At 68.5% G+C, this 12,870-nt stretch carries 18 protein-coding genes; 10 read left to right on the plus strand and 8 right to left on the minus strand.

The window, feature by feature from the left end; translation table 11 throughout:
- Positions 1 to 87 precede the first annotated feature (87 nt).
- Together AC5FRZ_RS02765 and AC5FRZ_RS02770 are read left to right on the plus strand one after the other, a co-directional pair.
- The gene (locus tag AC5FRZ_RS02765; protein WP_153552253.1) at positions 88 to 666 is read left to right on the plus strand and encodes a DUF7090 family protein; all 579 of its coding nucleotides are present in this window, start codon (positions 88 to 90) and stop codon (positions 664 to 666) included.
- Between the two features lie 176 nt (positions 667 to 842).
- Complete coding sequence (locus AC5FRZ_RS02770; protein WP_431195460.1) at positions 843 to 1,001, plus strand: DUF7563 family protein; 159 nt, start codon at positions 843 to 845, stop codon at positions 999 to 1,001.
- 195 nt (positions 1,002 to 1,196) lie between these two features.
- On the opposite strand, the gene glmM is transcribed toward AC5FRZ_RS02770, so the two are convergent.
- Positions 1,197 to 2,510 (minus strand): phosphoglucosamine mutase, encoded by a 1,314-nt coding sequence (gene glmM / locus AC5FRZ_RS02775; RefSeq protein ID WP_372479746.1) that lies wholly within the window; start codon positions 2,508 to 2,510, stop codon positions 1,197 to 1,199.
- Positions 2,511 to 2,681: 171 nt separating this feature from the next.
- A complete protein-coding gene (locus AC5FRZ_RS02780; protein ID WP_493563794.1) occupies positions 2,682 to 2,912 on the minus strand; it encodes a DUF7860 family protein in 231 nt (76 codons plus the stop codon).
- Between the two features lie 86 nt (positions 2,913 to 2,998).
- Between AC5FRZ_RS02780 and AC5FRZ_RS02785 the strand changes: the two genes are divergently transcribed.
- Positions 2,999 to 3,259: a DUF8151 family protein gene (locus AC5FRZ_RS02785; RefSeq protein ID WP_208627714.1), complete on the plus strand. Its 261-nt coding sequence runs from the start codon at positions 2,999 to 3,001 to the stop codon at positions 3,257 to 3,259.
- A gap of 80 nt (positions 3,260 to 3,339) precedes the next feature.
- Positions 3,340 to 4,020: a ribose-5-phosphate isomerase RpiA gene (rpiA, locus tag AC5FRZ_RS02790; protein ID WP_493563795.1), complete on the plus strand. Its 681-nt coding sequence runs from the start codon at positions 3,340 to 3,342 to the stop codon at positions 4,018 to 4,020.
- Between the two features lie 53 nt (positions 4,021 to 4,073).
- Here rpiA and AC5FRZ_RS02795 read toward each other — a convergent pair whose 3' ends face one another.
- Positions 4,074 to 4,241, minus strand: a complete 168-nt coding sequence (locus AC5FRZ_RS02795; RefSeq protein WP_015762108.1) for a DNA-binding protein — start codon at positions 4,239 to 4,241, stop codon at positions 4,074 to 4,076.
- A gap of 326 nt (positions 4,242 to 4,567) precedes the next feature.
- Here AC5FRZ_RS02795 and larB point away from each other — a divergent pair, with 326 nt between their 5' ends.
- The 4 genes from larB (at position 4,568) to AC5FRZ_RS02815 (ending at position 7,403) form a co-directional block, all read left to right on the plus strand.
- The gene (gene larB / locus AC5FRZ_RS02800) at positions 4,568 to 5,335 is read left to right on the plus strand and encodes a nickel pincer cofactor biosynthesis protein LarB (RefSeq protein WP_493563796.1); all 768 of its coding nucleotides are present in this window, start codon (positions 4,568 to 4,570) and stop codon (positions 5,333 to 5,335) included.
- Positions 5,336 to 5,418: 83 nt separating this feature from the next.
- On the plus strand, positions 5,419 to 5,568 hold the full coding sequence (locus AC5FRZ_RS02805; RefSeq protein WP_015762110.1) for a DUF7563 family protein: 150 nt from the start codon (positions 5,419 to 5,421) through the stop codon (positions 5,566 to 5,568).
- Positions 5,569 to 5,656: 88 nt separating this feature from the next.
- Entirely contained in the window at positions 5,657 to 5,914 is a 258-nt protein-coding gene (locus AC5FRZ_RS02810) for a GIY-YIG nuclease family protein (RefSeq protein WP_493563797.1), read from the plus strand.
- Between the two features lie 43 nt (positions 5,915 to 5,957).
- Positions 5,958 to 7,403 (plus strand): phosphoglucomutase/phosphomannomutase family protein, encoded by a 1,446-nt coding sequence (locus AC5FRZ_RS02815; RefSeq protein WP_493563798.1) that lies wholly within the window; start codon positions 5,958 to 5,960, stop codon positions 7,401 to 7,403.
- A gap of 26 nt (positions 7,404 to 7,429) precedes the next feature.
- On the opposite strand, the gene AC5FRZ_RS02820 is transcribed toward AC5FRZ_RS02815, so the two are convergent.
- From AC5FRZ_RS02820 to AC5FRZ_RS02830, 3 genes are all read right to left on the minus strand, one after another.
- Complete coding sequence (locus AC5FRZ_RS02820) at positions 7,430 to 7,810, minus strand: GNAT family N-acetyltransferase (protein WP_170095325.1); 381 nt, start codon at positions 7,808 to 7,810, stop codon at positions 7,430 to 7,432.
- 61 nt (positions 7,811 to 7,871) lie between these two features.
- On the minus strand, positions 7,872 to 8,072 hold the full coding sequence (gene samp2, locus AC5FRZ_RS02825; protein WP_208627718.1) for a ubiquitin-like small modifier protein SAMP2: 201 nt from the start codon (positions 8,070 to 8,072) through the stop codon (positions 7,872 to 7,874).
- 128 nt (positions 8,073 to 8,200) lie between these two features.
- A complete protein-coding gene (locus tag AC5FRZ_RS02830) occupies positions 8,201 to 9,271 on the minus strand; it encodes a DUF8173 domain-containing protein (RefSeq protein ID WP_493563799.1) in 1,071 nt (356 codons plus the stop codon).
- A 125-nt stretch (positions 9,272 to 9,396) separates the two neighbouring features.
- On the opposite strand from AC5FRZ_RS02830, the gene AC5FRZ_RS02835 reads away from it, so the two are divergent.
- Positions 9,397 to 10,410 carry an AI-2E family transporter gene (locus AC5FRZ_RS02835; RefSeq protein ID WP_170093332.1) on the plus strand — a complete coding sequence of 338 codons (1,014 nt, stop codon included), beginning with the start codon at positions 9,397 to 9,399 and terminating at the stop codon, positions 10,408 to 10,410.
- A 19-nt stretch (positions 10,411 to 10,429) separates the two neighbouring features.
- Here the strand turns inward: AC5FRZ_RS02835 and AC5FRZ_RS02840 are convergent, their stop codons facing one another.
- Positions 10,430 to 11,218, minus strand: coding sequence for a sulfurtransferase (locus AC5FRZ_RS02840; protein WP_493563800.1), 789 nt, complete (start codon positions 11,216 to 11,218; stop codon positions 10,430 to 10,432).
- 257 nt (positions 11,219 to 11,475) lie between these two features.
- Between AC5FRZ_RS02840 and AC5FRZ_RS02845 the strand changes: the two genes are divergently transcribed.
- Complete coding sequence (locus AC5FRZ_RS02845; protein ID WP_206039127.1) at positions 11,476 to 12,330, plus strand: sulfurtransferase; 855 nt, start codon at positions 11,476 to 11,478, stop codon at positions 12,328 to 12,330.
- A gap of 72 nt (positions 12,331 to 12,402) precedes the next feature.
- On the opposite strand, the gene AC5FRZ_RS02850 is transcribed toward AC5FRZ_RS02845, so the two are convergent.
- A complete protein-coding gene (locus AC5FRZ_RS02850; RefSeq protein ID WP_493563801.1) occupies positions 12,403 to 12,831 on the minus strand; it encodes an ArsR family transcriptional regulator in 429 nt (142 codons plus the stop codon).
- Between the last annotated feature and the right edge of the window lie 39 nt (positions 12,832 to 12,870).

A 12,870-nucleotide genomic window follows, 5' to 3' on the forward strand; every position in this document is an offset into this window, starting at 1 on the left:
GACCGCTTGCCCGATCGGTGTGGTCACATCTCTCGTCGGGGGAAACGACCGATACTCTAAAGCGCGCCGGGCACCCTTTGCGACCACATGGAGTATTCCCTCGCCATCGAGAACACGCCCGAGTCGATCCCGGGCGGGACGGGCATCCTCTTGTTACATCCGAGCACCGGCGAGACGGACCGACTGGACACCGACTTCCTCAGTACCGACACCGACCACCTGCTGGTGGTCTCGACGCGGACGACCGCCCGCGAGGTCGAACAGAAACTGGAGTACTACGAGGTCGACGAGGACCGGGCGACCATCCTCGACACGCTGTCCGTCGAGCGCGGGTACACGCGCCGGAAGTCCGACAACGTCCGCTACGTCTCTGCACCCGACGACTGGGAGGCCATCGTCGACGAGGCCGAGACGTTCCTGACCGATCACGACGGCAAGCTGCGGGTGACCTTCGACTCCGTCACGGAACTGATCTACTACGCCGACGAGGACCGCGCCGTCCAGGCGCTGGAGCGGCTCCTCGACCTGCTGGCCGACCACGACGCCGTCGGGATGTTCCACCTCGCTCGCGGCGTCCACGACGACGAGACGGTCGACCGGTTCCGGGAGCTGTTCGACGGCGTCGTCGAACTCGACGAGGACGGCTCGATCACCAGCCAGTTCTGATACGACCGGCTGTACATCTGTGACCGATTTCGCCACCCCGGGGTGGCGAAGCTCGTCACGAAGTGACAGCCGGCAGTATGAGACGGCCGGCCGTCGCTGTCCGCGCCGAACCCCGACCCGCGCTCGCATCGGAGGAACGAACCATTAAGAGGCCAGATTCCCTTGTTGAGAGACGTATGCCGGAATGCCAGAACTGCGGGAACTTCGTGACGGCTGATTACGCACGGGTCTTCACACCCAACGGGGTCGATGCACCGCGGGTCTGTCCGCAGTGCGAGGACAAGATTCGCGACGGCGCGGGCGTTCGGGAAGCCCGGTCGAAACGGCGCGGATAGTCTCCGATCGTCGCGCGGTCTGACAGACACGCGAACGCTGCGGGTTCTCTCGTCTCACGTCGCGGCACAGTCGAACGCGCCCAGCGAGCGCTCGGCTGGGCAGCTCTGTCGGTCTCGTACTGCCGGCTGTCACTGTTTCAAGATATGTGCGACCACGGGGTCGCAACAGTCGTTACAGACGGACAGCCGGCAGTATCACTCGCGAGCCCCAGCGACGGCGTCGCGCGCGATCTCGAAGGCGTCCGTCGCTCGCCCCTCGTCTCGTGCCTCGGCGGTGATCCGGATCAACGGTTGGGTCCCGCTGGCCCGGACCAGGAACCACGCGTCTCCGAGGTCGACCCGAACGCCGTCGAGCGTCGCCACGTCGTCGTACTCGGCGGTGATCCGGTCGGCCAGGCGATCCACGACGGCGTGCTTGTCCTCGACCGCGACGCTCTCGCGGCGGATCGGATAGTCGGGCACCGCGGCGACGCGTTCCCGGAGTGGCTCCTCGGCGTGGAGCGCCACGAGCCGGCAGGCCGCAAGCGGTCCGTCCGGACACAGCGTCTGGTCGGGCCAGATCCAGGCACCGCTGGGCTCGCCGCCGAAGGCGACGCCCGACTGGCTCGCTCGCTCGGCCACGTACACGTCGCCGACCGGCGTGTACGCTACCGCCACGTCCGACTCGGCGAGGAAGTCCGCGACTGCGAGGCTCGTGTCGACCGGCACCGCGACGGTGTCGCCGGGCGACGCCGCCTCGCGGGCGAACACGGCCAGCAGTTCGTCGCCGGAGACGAAACGCCCGTCGGCCGTCGCCGCTCGCAGGCGGTCGGCGTCGCCGTCGTGTGCCACACCGAGTTCGGCGTCCGTGTTCGCGACCAGCGCAGAGAGGGACGCGCAGTTGTCCGCGGTCGGTTCGCTGGGACGGCCCGGAAACGAGCCGTCCGGCTGGGCGTTCAGCGTCTCGACCGCACAGCCCAGCCGCTGGAGCGCGTCGACGCTCACGCCGCCCGCGCCGTTGCCGAGATCGACGGCCACCGGGGGTGCGTCTGCCGGAGCGAGCGAGACGGCGTCGGCGATCGTCCGCGCGTGGCGCTCGCGGCCGTCCCACGTCGTCCGCGTGCCGAGCCCGTCCCACGCTTCGAGGTCGGCGACGCCGTCGCGGACCCGCTCGGCGATCCGCTCGCGGCCGGCCTCGTCGAACGCCTGGCCGGAGGGCTGCCAGAGCTTGATCCCGTTGTCGGGCGCGGGGTTGTGCGAGGCCGTGATCGCTGCCCCGGCGTCGGCGTCGCGCCACCCTACCGAACGGGCGACCGTCGGCGTCGCCGCCACTCCGAGGTCGATCACGTCGGTCCCGGACTCGCGCAGTCCCGCCGCCAGCGCGTCGGTCAGTAGCTCCCCGGACTCGCGCGGATCGCGCCCGACTACCACCCGATCGGCCTCGACGCCCAGCGCCCGCCCCACGTCGAGGGCGAGCCCCGCGGTCACCGCCTCGCCGACTGGTCCCCGGATACCGCTCGTACCGAACATACCGGCAGGTCGCGAGAGCGTGATAAAAAGTATGCGTCGTCTAGCCGACGACCTCGTCGCTTCGGCCCACGGGTCATACTGCCGGCTGTCACTTCGTGAGGATCTTCGCCACCCCGGGGTGGCGAAATCGGTCACAGATGTACAGCCGGTCGTATCAGTCTCGCCCGCCGATCACTCGGTGAGTGGGAGGACGATCCCGAACAGGAACGGAGTCACGAGCGCGATCACCAGGCCGACCAGCTCCAGGTCGAACAGCAGTGTCTGCTCCCAGCCCGGGATCGGGCCGCCGGTCGCACCGGCGGCGATCCCACCGAGGCCGCCGATCGCGAACAGGGCGACACCGAGGAGGAAGCTTCGTTTCGTCAGCGTCGCGTAGTCGACGTTACCGTACCGTCCTGCCATAGTGCGAAATCGGAAGAGCGGAACGCATAGTCGTTGCGATCCCGCGAACCAAAAGGTACTCGGCAGCGACTCTGGTGGGTCCGTACATGGACTCGGAACTGTTCGATCTGTTTCCCGAACTCGTCGAGTTGCTCGTCGCCGGCCTGAGCACCGCGGTACTGTCGGTCGCCGGCACGTACGTCGAGCGGTTCGCGTTCGCGACGATCCAGACCGGCGACACGACCGCAGGGGCCTGGGCCGCCTTCATGGGCGTCGCGATGCTCTTTCTCGCCTACGTCGTCGTCACCGACCGCCTCGTGCCGACGTTGTTCGAGGTCACGGGACGCGTGACCGGTTCGCCCGAGTGATACGGAACGTTGTCGTTACTTACCGGTGCGCGTCGCCACGGAGAACAAACGTTTTGTTCGCGTCCCTGGACCCTCCGGGCATGAAACAGGGCGGGAGCGACGACGCGAAGCGCGCGGCGGGAGAATCGGCCGCCGAGGCCGTCGAGGACGGCATGGTGGTCGGACTCGGAACCGGCTCCACCGCGGCCCACGCGATACGGGCGATCGGCGCGGCCGTCGACGCCGGACTGGACGTGACCGGGGTTCCGACATCGTTTCAGTCCCGCGAACTCTCACGGGACGCCGGGATCCCGCTGACCGACCTCGACGCCGCCGAGATCGATCTCGCGATCGACGGCGCGGACCAGGTCGCCGGGGGGAACCTCATCAAGGGCGGGGGCGCGGCCCACGCCCGCGAGAAGATCGTCGACACGGCGGCCGACCGGCTCCTCGTCGTCGTCGATCCGACCAAGGAGGCGGACGTACTCGATCACACGGTTCCACTCGAACTGCTGCCGGACGCCAGACGGCCCGTCGCGGCGGCCGTCGAGCGACTCGGCGGGGAGCCGGCGCTTCGCCGCGCCGAGCGCAAGGACGGGCCGGTGGTGACCGACAACGGCAACCTCGTGTTCGACTGCGCGTTCGGTGCGATCGCCGACCCCGCAGCGCTGGCGGCGGACCTCGCGACGATCCCCGGCGTCGTCGAGCACGGCCTGTTCGTCGGCGTGGCCGACGAGATCCACTGCGGGACCGACGACGGTGTCGCCGTCAGAGAACTGTAACTCGGGCGCTGCGGCTAGTCGATCGCGTCGAAAAAATCGATCGAGTGTCGACCTTACAGGTCGCGCGGCTGGACGGTCTTCCGGTCGTTGGCCTCGGCTCGGCGGGCGGCGTCTGCGAGCAGCTCCTCGACCTCGTCGTCGAGGGCTGTGTAGAAGTCGGAGGCAACGTTCATGTCATCGAGCTCTTCCTTCACGGCTGCTTTGACGATTAGGTCTGCCATACAGAGAACGTGTTCCAGGTGCCATGTTAAATACTTTCCTGAATCCTGGCCCTCTCGCCGGTATTGACGGGGGTTTGAGCCACTTTGACACTCGGCAGCCCATATAAACTACGGTGGTCTGGCTCGCCTTGGGGTGGCCTCGACCACCGAAACCGCCGCTGGCGACCGCTGGTGCGGCGCTCGCGCGCGAACGCGGCGGGCGAACAGTTATACTGCCGGCTGTCACTTCGTGACGAGCTTCGCCACCCGGGGTGGCGAAATCAGTCACAGATGTACAGCCGGTCGTATTAGGAAAGAGTCGAGTGTGCGCGCTCCAGAGAGTGGGTATGCGCGAACTACTCGACGCCGTCGCCGCGGGCGAGGTCACGCCCGCCGAGGCCGAGGCGGAACTCGCCGGCTACGCCACGGGCGAGGCCGGTCGATTCGACGCGACCCGGGAGCAACGCTCCGGCGTCCCGGAGGCGGTGCTGGCGGACGGAAAGACACCGACGGAGGTCGCACAGCTGGCCGCGACCGCGCTGTCGACGACCGGTCGAGCGATCGTCACCCGGGCCGACGAAGCCCAGGCCGGTGCGGTCCGAGCGCGACTCGACGAGGTGGCACCGGCGGCGACGCTGTCCTGGTCCGAGCGCTCCCGCTGGCTCGTGGCCCACGGCCCGGAGTACGAACGACCCGACCTCGACGCCAGCGTCGGCGTCGTCACCGCCGGCACCTCCGACGCGGTCCCGGCGGGCGAGGCGGCGATGATCGTCCGCGAGATGGGGGCCGACGTAGAGCGCGTCGACGACGTCGGCGTCGCCAGCCTCGTCCGCGTCGTCGACCAGCTCCCGGCCCTGCGCGAGCAGGACGTGTTGATCGTCGCCGCCGGTCGCGAGGGGGCGCTGCCGACGGTCGTCGCCGGCCTCGTCGACGTGCCGGTGATCGGGCTCCCGGTCTCGACCGGCTACGGCCACGCTGGCGAGGGCGAAGCGGCGCTGTCCGGCATGCTCCAGTCCTGTACCGCCCTCTCGACGGTCAACGTCGACGCCGGCTTCACGGCCGGCACGCAGGCCGGGCTGATCGCCCGCCAGATCGACGATGCGAGCGGTGCGTAACGCCCTAACTGTGTTGGCATGTGAGGCTATGGAACTGGCTCCCATACGTGTGAGTGCCGGACGCCGAGAGACCGGCCCCAACCATGCCAGAGTGCGATCACTGCGGCGCGCACGTGTCGGATCGTTTCGCTCGAGTGTTCGCGGACAAGAGCGGCAACGTCCGCGCCTGCCCGAGCTGTTCGGCGAACGCTGGAATCGCCGAGGTTGCCCGAGAGCGCGCCCACAAGGTGTGAGGCCCGACTGGGCCACCCGTACCGTGGTACCAGTACCACGCGACGCCCTGTTCTGCCGACGAACGCCCCAGCCACAGGCACGCGACCGATGAGCAACCACTACGTCTACGTCCTGCGCTGTGCCGACGACACGCTGTACACGGGCTACACGACGGACGTACAGCGCCGCGTGGCCGAACACGACGCGGGCGAGGGCGCGAAGTACACCCGCGGTCGGACGCCCGTAGCGCTGGTCCACGTCGAGTCCTTCGAGAGCCGCTCGGCCGCGATGAGCCGCGAGTACGAGATCAAGCAGTACTCACGGGGGCGAAAAGAGCGGCTGATCGAGTGCGACTGTCGGGAGTAGCGAGGACGGGAGCTTTTTGCCGGCCGGGGTTGCACTGCCAGCCATGACAGACGCAGACGCCGAGGCCATCGCCTTCGGCACCGACGGCTGGCGGGCGACGCTCGACGAGTTCACCGACGAGCGGGTCCGCATGGTGGGCCAGGGGGTCGCGACCCACCTCCGCGAGGCGGGCCACGACGGCGAGACGGTCGCCGTGGGCTACGACGCACGCTCGCACTCGCGAGGGTTCGCCGAGGAACTGGCCCGCGTGCTGTGTGCGAACGGCTTCGACGTGGTGTTGCCCGAGCGAGACACCCCGACGCCGGTCGTCGCGTGGACGGTCCAGTCCCGCGGGCTGGCCGGCGCGCTGATGGTGACGGCGTCGCACAACCCGCCGGAGTACAACGGTGTGAAGTTCGTGCCCGCCGGGGGCCAACCGGCGCTGGCCGACGCGACCGACGCCGTCGAGGCGGCGCTTGCCCGACCGGACTCGCTGCCAGAGTCCGAGTGGGGGAGCGTCGAGGAGACGGACCTGCTGGCGGCGTACCTCGACCACGCCGTCGAGTTCGCCGGAGAGAGCCGCGACGAGCCGGTCGATCTGGACGGGCTGACGGTCGCCTACGACGCGATGCACGGCAGCGGCCGCGGCGTCACCGACCGCCTGCTAGAGCGGGCCGGGGCAGACCTCGTCCGCCTGCGCTGTGAGCGAGACGCCGACTTCGGCGGTGGCGCACCCGAGCCCGTCGCCGAGCGCGTCGAGGCGCTGATCGAGCGGGTCCGAGACGGCGACGCGGACCTCGGGATCGTCAACGACGGCGACGCCGACCGGATCGGCGTCGTGACGCCCGACCGCGGTTTCCTCGACCCGAACCTCTTCTTCGCCGCGGTGTACGACGACCTGCTGGCGACACGCGGGAGCGAACCGGACGGTGCCGGGCCGGCCGGCGTCGTGCGGACGGTCTCGACCAGTTCGATCGTCGACCGCGTCGCCGCGGCTCACGGCGAGTCGGTCCACGAGACCGCAGTCGGGTTCAAGCACGTCGCCGCGGCGATGGCCGAACACGACGCCCTGATGGGCGGCGAGGAGTCGGGCGGGTTCGGGCTCACCGCACACCTCCGCAACAAGGACGGCGTCCTGCTGGCGCTGCTGGCCGCCGCGGCCGCACACGACCGCCCGCTCGACGAGCGCGTCGACACGCTGCTGACCGAGCACGGCGAGATCCACCAGAGCCGGAGCAGCGTCGACTGTCCGGACGACCGCAAGGAGCCCGTGCTGGCGGCACTGGAGTCGGCGCTCCCGGACAGCGTGGCCGGCCAGTCCGTCGACTCGGTCTCGACGGTCGACGGCTTCAAGATGACGCTGGCAGACGGCACCTGGCTCCTCGTTCGCCCCTCCGGCACCGAGCCCAAGCTCCGGGTGTACGCCGAGGCGACGAGCCGCGAGCGGGTCGACGAGCTACTCGCCGCCGGACGCGAGATCGTCACGCCCCTCGTCGCCAGCGCGGAGTGACAGCCGACAGCACGAGCCCCGATACGCTACTCACCTTCCAGGCGACCGCGATAGCGCGACTCGTCTCCCTCGACCGGCTCGATCGCGAAGCCGAGCGTCTCGTAGAACGGCCGGACCCGCTCGTCGAACGCCGCCACGAGCCGCCCCCGTTCCGCGAGGGCGCGCTCGACGAGTGCCGAGCCGATCCCCTGCCCGCGTCGGCGACGGCGGACGGCGACGCTGACGATCCGATCGCCGTCCAGCACGAGCGCTCCCAGCACGCGCTCGCCGTCGTCGGCGACCGCCAGCAGCGTCTCGCCGCGCTGGAGGCTCGCTTTCAGCCGGGCCGGCTCGGTCTCCAGAGCCGCCCCGTCGAGGACGTTCGCGACGGCAGCCCGGTCGGCCGGCGTCGCCTCGCGGACCCGCATCGTCTCGTACTGGCGGCTCGCTCGCCAGAAAGAATTTCGCTCTCCCGGGACGGCTACCACGTCACCCGCCTTTGACCAGCCGGACCACGCGGACGTGGTCCGCCTCGACGGGCTGATCTTCCGGGACGGGCGTGCCGTCGACCAGGATCGAGACCGTGTGGGGGCTGAGGTCGGTCGGAGCCAGCAGGTCGGCGTAGCTGTCGCCGGCCGCGACATCGACCTCGTGGGTCTCGCCCCCGACGATCTCGACTGTCACGCGCATACGGTTCGATTCGGACGGTCGCCCTTGAGCGTGTCGCCGCGTGGCGCTCATACGACCGGCTGTACATCTATGAACGATTTCGCCACCCCGGGGCGGCGAAGCTCGTCACGAAGTGACAGCCGGCAGTATCAGGCCGACGGCTCGGTGTCGACAGCGGCCGGCTCGGGGGCGGGTTCGGCCTCGTCCTCGTCGCTCTGGTAGCGATCGTACATGCCGATGACGAGCGCTCCGAGTCCGACCAACACGACGACGGCCTCGACGAGGTCGCCGAGTATCGGCACGAACTTCACCGCAGCGACTCCGAGGACACCGACCAGCAGCGCGAGCCACCGACTGTCCCGGTCGATCTGTCGGAGGAGCCAGCGCCCGAGGGCAAACCGGCCGTACAGTGCGCCCGTCCACACGAGGAAGGCGTACGCGACGATGCCGGCGATCGACAGCGGGATGCCGACCAGCGTCAGGAACAGGAGCACACAGACCAGGGGAACACCGACGAGCGCGAGCAGTCCGAACGCCCCCATCCGGAGGGGGTCGTCGGTCACGTCGTCGGCGAGGCTCGTCGAGAAGCGAGGGAACGCCACCAGGAGGACGGCCCCCGCGACGAGGTTCGCGACGACGCCGTAGGCGGTGAAGGTCCCGGTCGGCAACGCGAACGACGGGCCGCTGGGGCTGACGGTCACGTTGTCGGTCCGCTCGACTGTTCCGCCGACGGTCGCGCCGTCCGCGCGGTTCAGGGTGCCGTCGTAGGTCAGGTCGCCGCGGATGTCGGCGGTCGGGCCGAGCGTGATCTCCTCGGCACCGATCTCGACGTTGCCGTCGATCCGTCCGTCGACGGTGGCCGAGCCGGCCCCGGTGGTCAGGTTGCCGCCGATCTGAGCGCCCTCCTCGACCGTCACGGAACCACCCGCGCCCTCGACGTCGCCGCCGACGGTCCCGCCGATGTCGAGGGTTCCGGCAGCCGCCTCGACGTCGCCCTCGACCGTGCCGTCGATCACGACGGTGCCACCGGTGGCGTCGAGGTCTCCCGTGACGGTCCCTTCGACGATGACCGTGCCGCCGACCGCTTCGAGGTCGTCGTCGATCGTCTCGCCCGGGCCGACCGTGACTGTCCCGCCGGTCCGGCTGGCCGCGGCCGCCGTCCCGGGGAGCGTGCCGACCACGAGGATCACTACGAGCAGTGCGCAGAGTGTGCGTCGCATATTCGATCGTTCTCGGCCCGACAGTATAAAACGGAACTCGGAGTTTCTCGGTGGGAAACTGTGAGTGAGTCGGCCCGTGTTCCCGGCGGGGAACGCTTTTGAGACCGGGGGAAATGTACTGTGGCATGCGAAGACGACAGGGAGTGCTCGTCGGGCTGGTCGCCGCGACGGGGCTGTTGACGATCGTGTTACTCTGGAGCGTCGTGACGACCGTCTTCTTCGCTATCACGGTCGCGTACGTGCTCTATCCGCTGCGCCGACTGCTCGTCGAGCGAGGGGTCCACCGTCGGATCGCCGCCGCTGCGGCGACCAGCGTCGCCTTCCTCGCCGTCGCGGCGCTGATCGGCCCGCTGCTGTGGTCGCTGTACCGCCGTCGTGGAACGCTGCTGGCGTATCTCAGGACGCTTCCGACCGCCTTCGAGTTCGAGATCCTGGGGATGCCGTTTGGCTTCGAACTCGGATCGCTGGTCGCGACCGCTCGTGTCGCGATCACCGGCCTCGCCGTCGACGTGGCCGGGAGCGCGCCGATCATCGGGCTGAAGCTGTTTCTCTTCACGCTGCTCGTGTACGCGCTCCTGTTGCGACCGAGTGCCGCACCGGCAGTCGTCTTCCGTGCGGTCCCCGACCAGTTCCACTCGCTCGTCCGCACGATGCACGAGCGGACCAGAAACACCCTGTACGCGATCTACGTCCTCCAGGGGGCGACGGCACTCGGCACGTTCCTCATCGCCTACCTCGTGTTCGCCGGTCTGGGCTACTCCGGTGCCTTCGGACTGGCGGCCGTGGCCGGCATCCTCCAGTTCGTTCCGGTGGTCGGCCCGAGCATCCTGATCGCGCTGGTCGCTGCGACGGACGTGGTCGCCGGGGATCTGACCGGAGCGGCCACGCTGCTGGTGATCGGACTGGTCTTCGTCGGTTTCCTCCCCGACGCGATCATCCGGCCACAGCTCGCACCCTACACCGCAGACATCCCCGCGAGCCTCTACTTCATCGGCTTTACCGGTGGTGTGCTCTCGATCGGGCTCGTCGGGTTCATCGCCGGCCCGCTCGTCGTCGCGCTGTTCGTCGAAGCCGTGGAGTTGCTCACGAACGATCGGCCGGCGGTCCAGCGCCAACTGGATTCCGAACACACGGAGTAGGCCGTCGACCGCCAGACGGTCAGCTCTCGCCGGTCTCCAGGGGACGGTCCTGTGCTTTCCACTCGGTGAGACTCCCCTCGTAGAAGGCCAGATCGTCGTATCCGAGGTGACGCAGGACGACGTAGGTGTGACTGATCCGGCGTGCCGTGTTACAGTAGAGGACGATCCGCGCTTCGGGGACGATCCCGCGCGACGCCAGCAGTTCCCGAATCTCCGTCTCGGGGCGCAGGCCCCGGCTCTCGTCGTCGACCAGTTCGCGCCAGTCGAGCCGGACCGCACCGGGGACGTGGCCCTCTTCGTACTCCCATTCCTCTCGGGTGTCGACGATCACGGCGTCGCCGCCGACGGCCTCGGCGACCGCGTCGGCGTCGACCAGTGGCGTCTCGGCCGGTGGCTCGATCGCGTACTCCGTCGGCGTCGGCGCGGGCGTCTCGCTGCTGGTCTCGCGTTCGAGTTGCCACGCCGAGAAGTCCCCGTCGAGCAGGTGCAGCGCCGCGGGGTCGTGGCCGTACAGCGCCGCCGTCACGAGAAAGCGCGCGGCGAAGACCCCGTGTGTGTCGTCGTAGGCGACGATCTCGTCGCCGTTGGCGATTCCCGCCTCCGAGAGCAGCGTCGCGAAGTTCGCTCGCCCGGGGAGCATCCCCTCGTCGTGCTCGCCGCTCTCGTCGGCGCGAAACGCGTCGAAGGGGACGTTGACTGCACCCGGGAGGTGGCCGATGCCGTCGTACTCCCAGGCGTCGCGGACGTCGACCACGCGCACGTCGTCCAGACGCTCCGCGAGCCAGGACTGGGACACGATATCTGTCATTGCTCGACCGTTGCGGACGCGACGGCTTGAAACCGTTCGTCTCGGTCGCTCGAAGATAGCGGAGATATTTTCCAGCCCGCGGCCCGCAGTCGGGACCGAACCGCCAGCAGTCGGGGAGCGCCGCCGGAACCGTGCGAAATATTCGCATACTAATACGTCCGACAAGGGGCAGAAACTGCCGCCAGAGGGGAGGAGTGGCGGGCTATGCCGAGAGAGGGTGGGGTTATATGGATGGGGTGCATATTTTGGCCTGTATTATGAGCGACTACGCAAACGACGTTCTCGTGACGGCGGACTGGGTCGAGGACAACCTCGACTCGTTCCAGAGCGACGATCCCGACCACCGACTGGTCGAGGTCGACGTAGACACCGAAGCGTACGACGAGGCCCACGCGCCCGGCGCGATCGGCTTCAACTGGGAGACACAGCTCCAGGACCAGACCACCCGCGACATCCTCTCGAAGGAAGACTTCGAGGACCTGCTCGGGAGCCACGGCATCAGCGAGGACTCGACGGTCGTCCTCTACGGTGACAACTCCAACTGGTTCGCTGCCTACACCTACTGGCAGTTCAAGTACTACGGCCACGACGACGTTCGGCTCCTCGACGGCGGTCGCGAGTACTGGCTCGACAACGACTACACGACCACGGACGAGGTCCCAGAGTTCTCCGCAGTCGACTACGAGGCGTCCGGCCCGCGCGAGTCCATCCGCGCGTACCGCGACGACGTCGAGAACGCCATCGAGAAGAACCTCCCGCTCGTGGACGTTCGCTCCCCCGAGGAGTTCTCCGGCGAAGTGCTGGCACCCCCGGGCCTGCAGGAGACCGCACAGCGTGGCGGCCACGTCCCCGGCGCGAAGAACATCTCCTGGGCGGCCGTGACCAACGACGACGGCACGTTCAAGGACTTCGACGAGCTGCAGGAGCTGTACGCCGACGAAGACATCGACGGCGACGAGACGACCGTCGCCTACTGCCGCATCGGCGAGCGCTCCTCGGTCGCCTGGTTCGCGCTCCACGAGCTGCTGGGCTACGACGACACCGTCAACTACGACGGTTCCTGGACCGAGTGGGGCAACCTCGTCGGCGCGCCCATCGAGAAAGGGAACTAACGAGAGCGTCAGCTTCCGTTCTTTCTTTCGCGCAGTACCCGTGTAGCCACCGGAGTCGCCTGACGTGACTGGTCAGTTCGGCTCGGGCCGATCCATCCCTTCGATCTCTCTGATCGCCGGGGTCTTCTGGACCGTCTCGTACTGTTCGCGCCAGATCGCCTCGTCGAAGATGTCGTTGCGGTCGAAGAGATCGCGGCCCGCTTCGGTCACGTAGTAGAACGTGTAGGGCAGATCGCGACTCCGTTCGCCGACCGGAATCGTCGCCTTGGCGAGAACCCCGGTATCGAGGAGCACGTCGAGGTGTTCGGTGATCGCGCTGCGTTCGATATCCGGATTGAGATAGTCGAGCTCGGGGACGCTGATCATGCCCTCGGGATGGCCCACGATATCGGCGATCAGACTCGCGCGGGTCTCCTGTGTGATCGCTCGCAGTGCCTCCCACGTGTCGAGTCCGTCACGATCGCTGTCGTTCGCACCCGGTGCAGGCGTTCCTTTGCTCATGGTATCTAGTCCTACACTCTGGTGACAGATAACTGTACC

It is taken from the genome of Halomicrobium sp. HArcht1-1 (genome assembly GCF_058933285.1).

Bases quoted from the DNA above. Each gene is read 5' to 3' on its own strand.
- AC5FRZ_RS02770 (WP_431195460.1), top strand. From the start codon at position 843: ATGCCGGAATGCCAGAACTGCGGGAACTTCGTGACGGCTGATTACGCA.
- AC5FRZ_RS02830 (WP_493563799.1), bottom strand. From the start codon at position 9,271: ATGCGACGCACACTCTGCGCACTGCTCGTAGTGATCCTCGTGGTCGGC.
- samp2 (WP_208627718.1), bottom strand. From the start codon at position 8,072: ATGCGCGTGACAGTCGAGATCGTCGGGGGCGAGACCCACGAGGTCGAT.
- AC5FRZ_RS02815 (WP_493563798.1), top strand. From the start codon at position 5,958: ATGACAGACGCAGACGCCGAGGCCATCGCCTTCGGCACCGACGGCTGG.
- AC5FRZ_RS02820 (WP_170095325.1), bottom strand. From the start codon at position 7,810: ATGCGGGTCCGCGAGGCGACGCCGGCCGACCGGGCTGCCGTCGCGAAC.
- rpiA (WP_493563795.1), top strand. From the start codon at position 3,340: ATGAAACAGGGCGGGAGCGACGACGCGAAGCGCGCGGCGGGAGAATCG.
- larB (WP_493563796.1), top strand. From the start codon at position 4,568: ATGCGCGAACTACTCGACGCCGTCGCCGCGGGCGAGGTCACGCCCGCC.
- AC5FRZ_RS02850 (WP_493563801.1), bottom strand. From the start codon at position 12,831: ATGAGCAAAGGAACGCCTGCACCGGGTGCGAACGACAGCGATCGTGAC.
- AC5FRZ_RS02780 (WP_493563794.1), bottom strand. From the start codon at position 2,912: ATGGCAGGACGGTACGGTAACGTCGACTACGCGACGCTGACGAAACGA.
- AC5FRZ_RS02840 (WP_493563800.1), bottom strand. From the start codon at position 11,218: ATGACAGATATCGTGTCCCAGTCCTGGCTCGCGGAGCGTCTGGACGAC.
- glmM (WP_372479746.1), bottom strand. From the start codon at position 2,510: ATGTTCGGTACGAGCGGTATCCGGGGACCAGTCGGCGAGGCGGTGACC.
- AC5FRZ_RS02795 (WP_015762108.1), bottom strand. From the start codon at position 4,241: ATGGCAGACCTAATCGTCAAAGCAGCCGTGAAGGAAGAGCTCGATGAC.
- AC5FRZ_RS02805 (WP_015762110.1), top strand. From the start codon at position 5,419: ATGCCAGAGTGCGATCACTGCGGCGCGCACGTGTCGGATCGTTTCGCT.
- AC5FRZ_RS02765 (WP_153552253.1), top strand. From the start codon at position 88: ATGGAGTATTCCCTCGCCATCGAGAACACGCCCGAGTCGATCCCGGGC.
- AC5FRZ_RS02810 (WP_493563797.1), top strand. From the start codon at position 5,657: ATGAGCAACCACTACGTCTACGTCCTGCGCTGTGCCGACGACACGCTG.
- AC5FRZ_RS02845 (WP_206039127.1), top strand. From the start codon at position 11,476: ATGAGCGACTACGCAAACGACGTTCTCGTGACGGCGGACTGGGTCGAG.
- AC5FRZ_RS02835 (WP_170093332.1), top strand. From the start codon at position 9,397: ATGCGAAGACGACAGGGAGTGCTCGTCGGGCTGGTCGCCGCGACGGGG.
- AC5FRZ_RS02785 (WP_208627714.1), top strand. From the start codon at position 2,999: ATGGACTCGGAACTGTTCGATCTGTTTCCCGAACTCGTCGAGTTGCTC.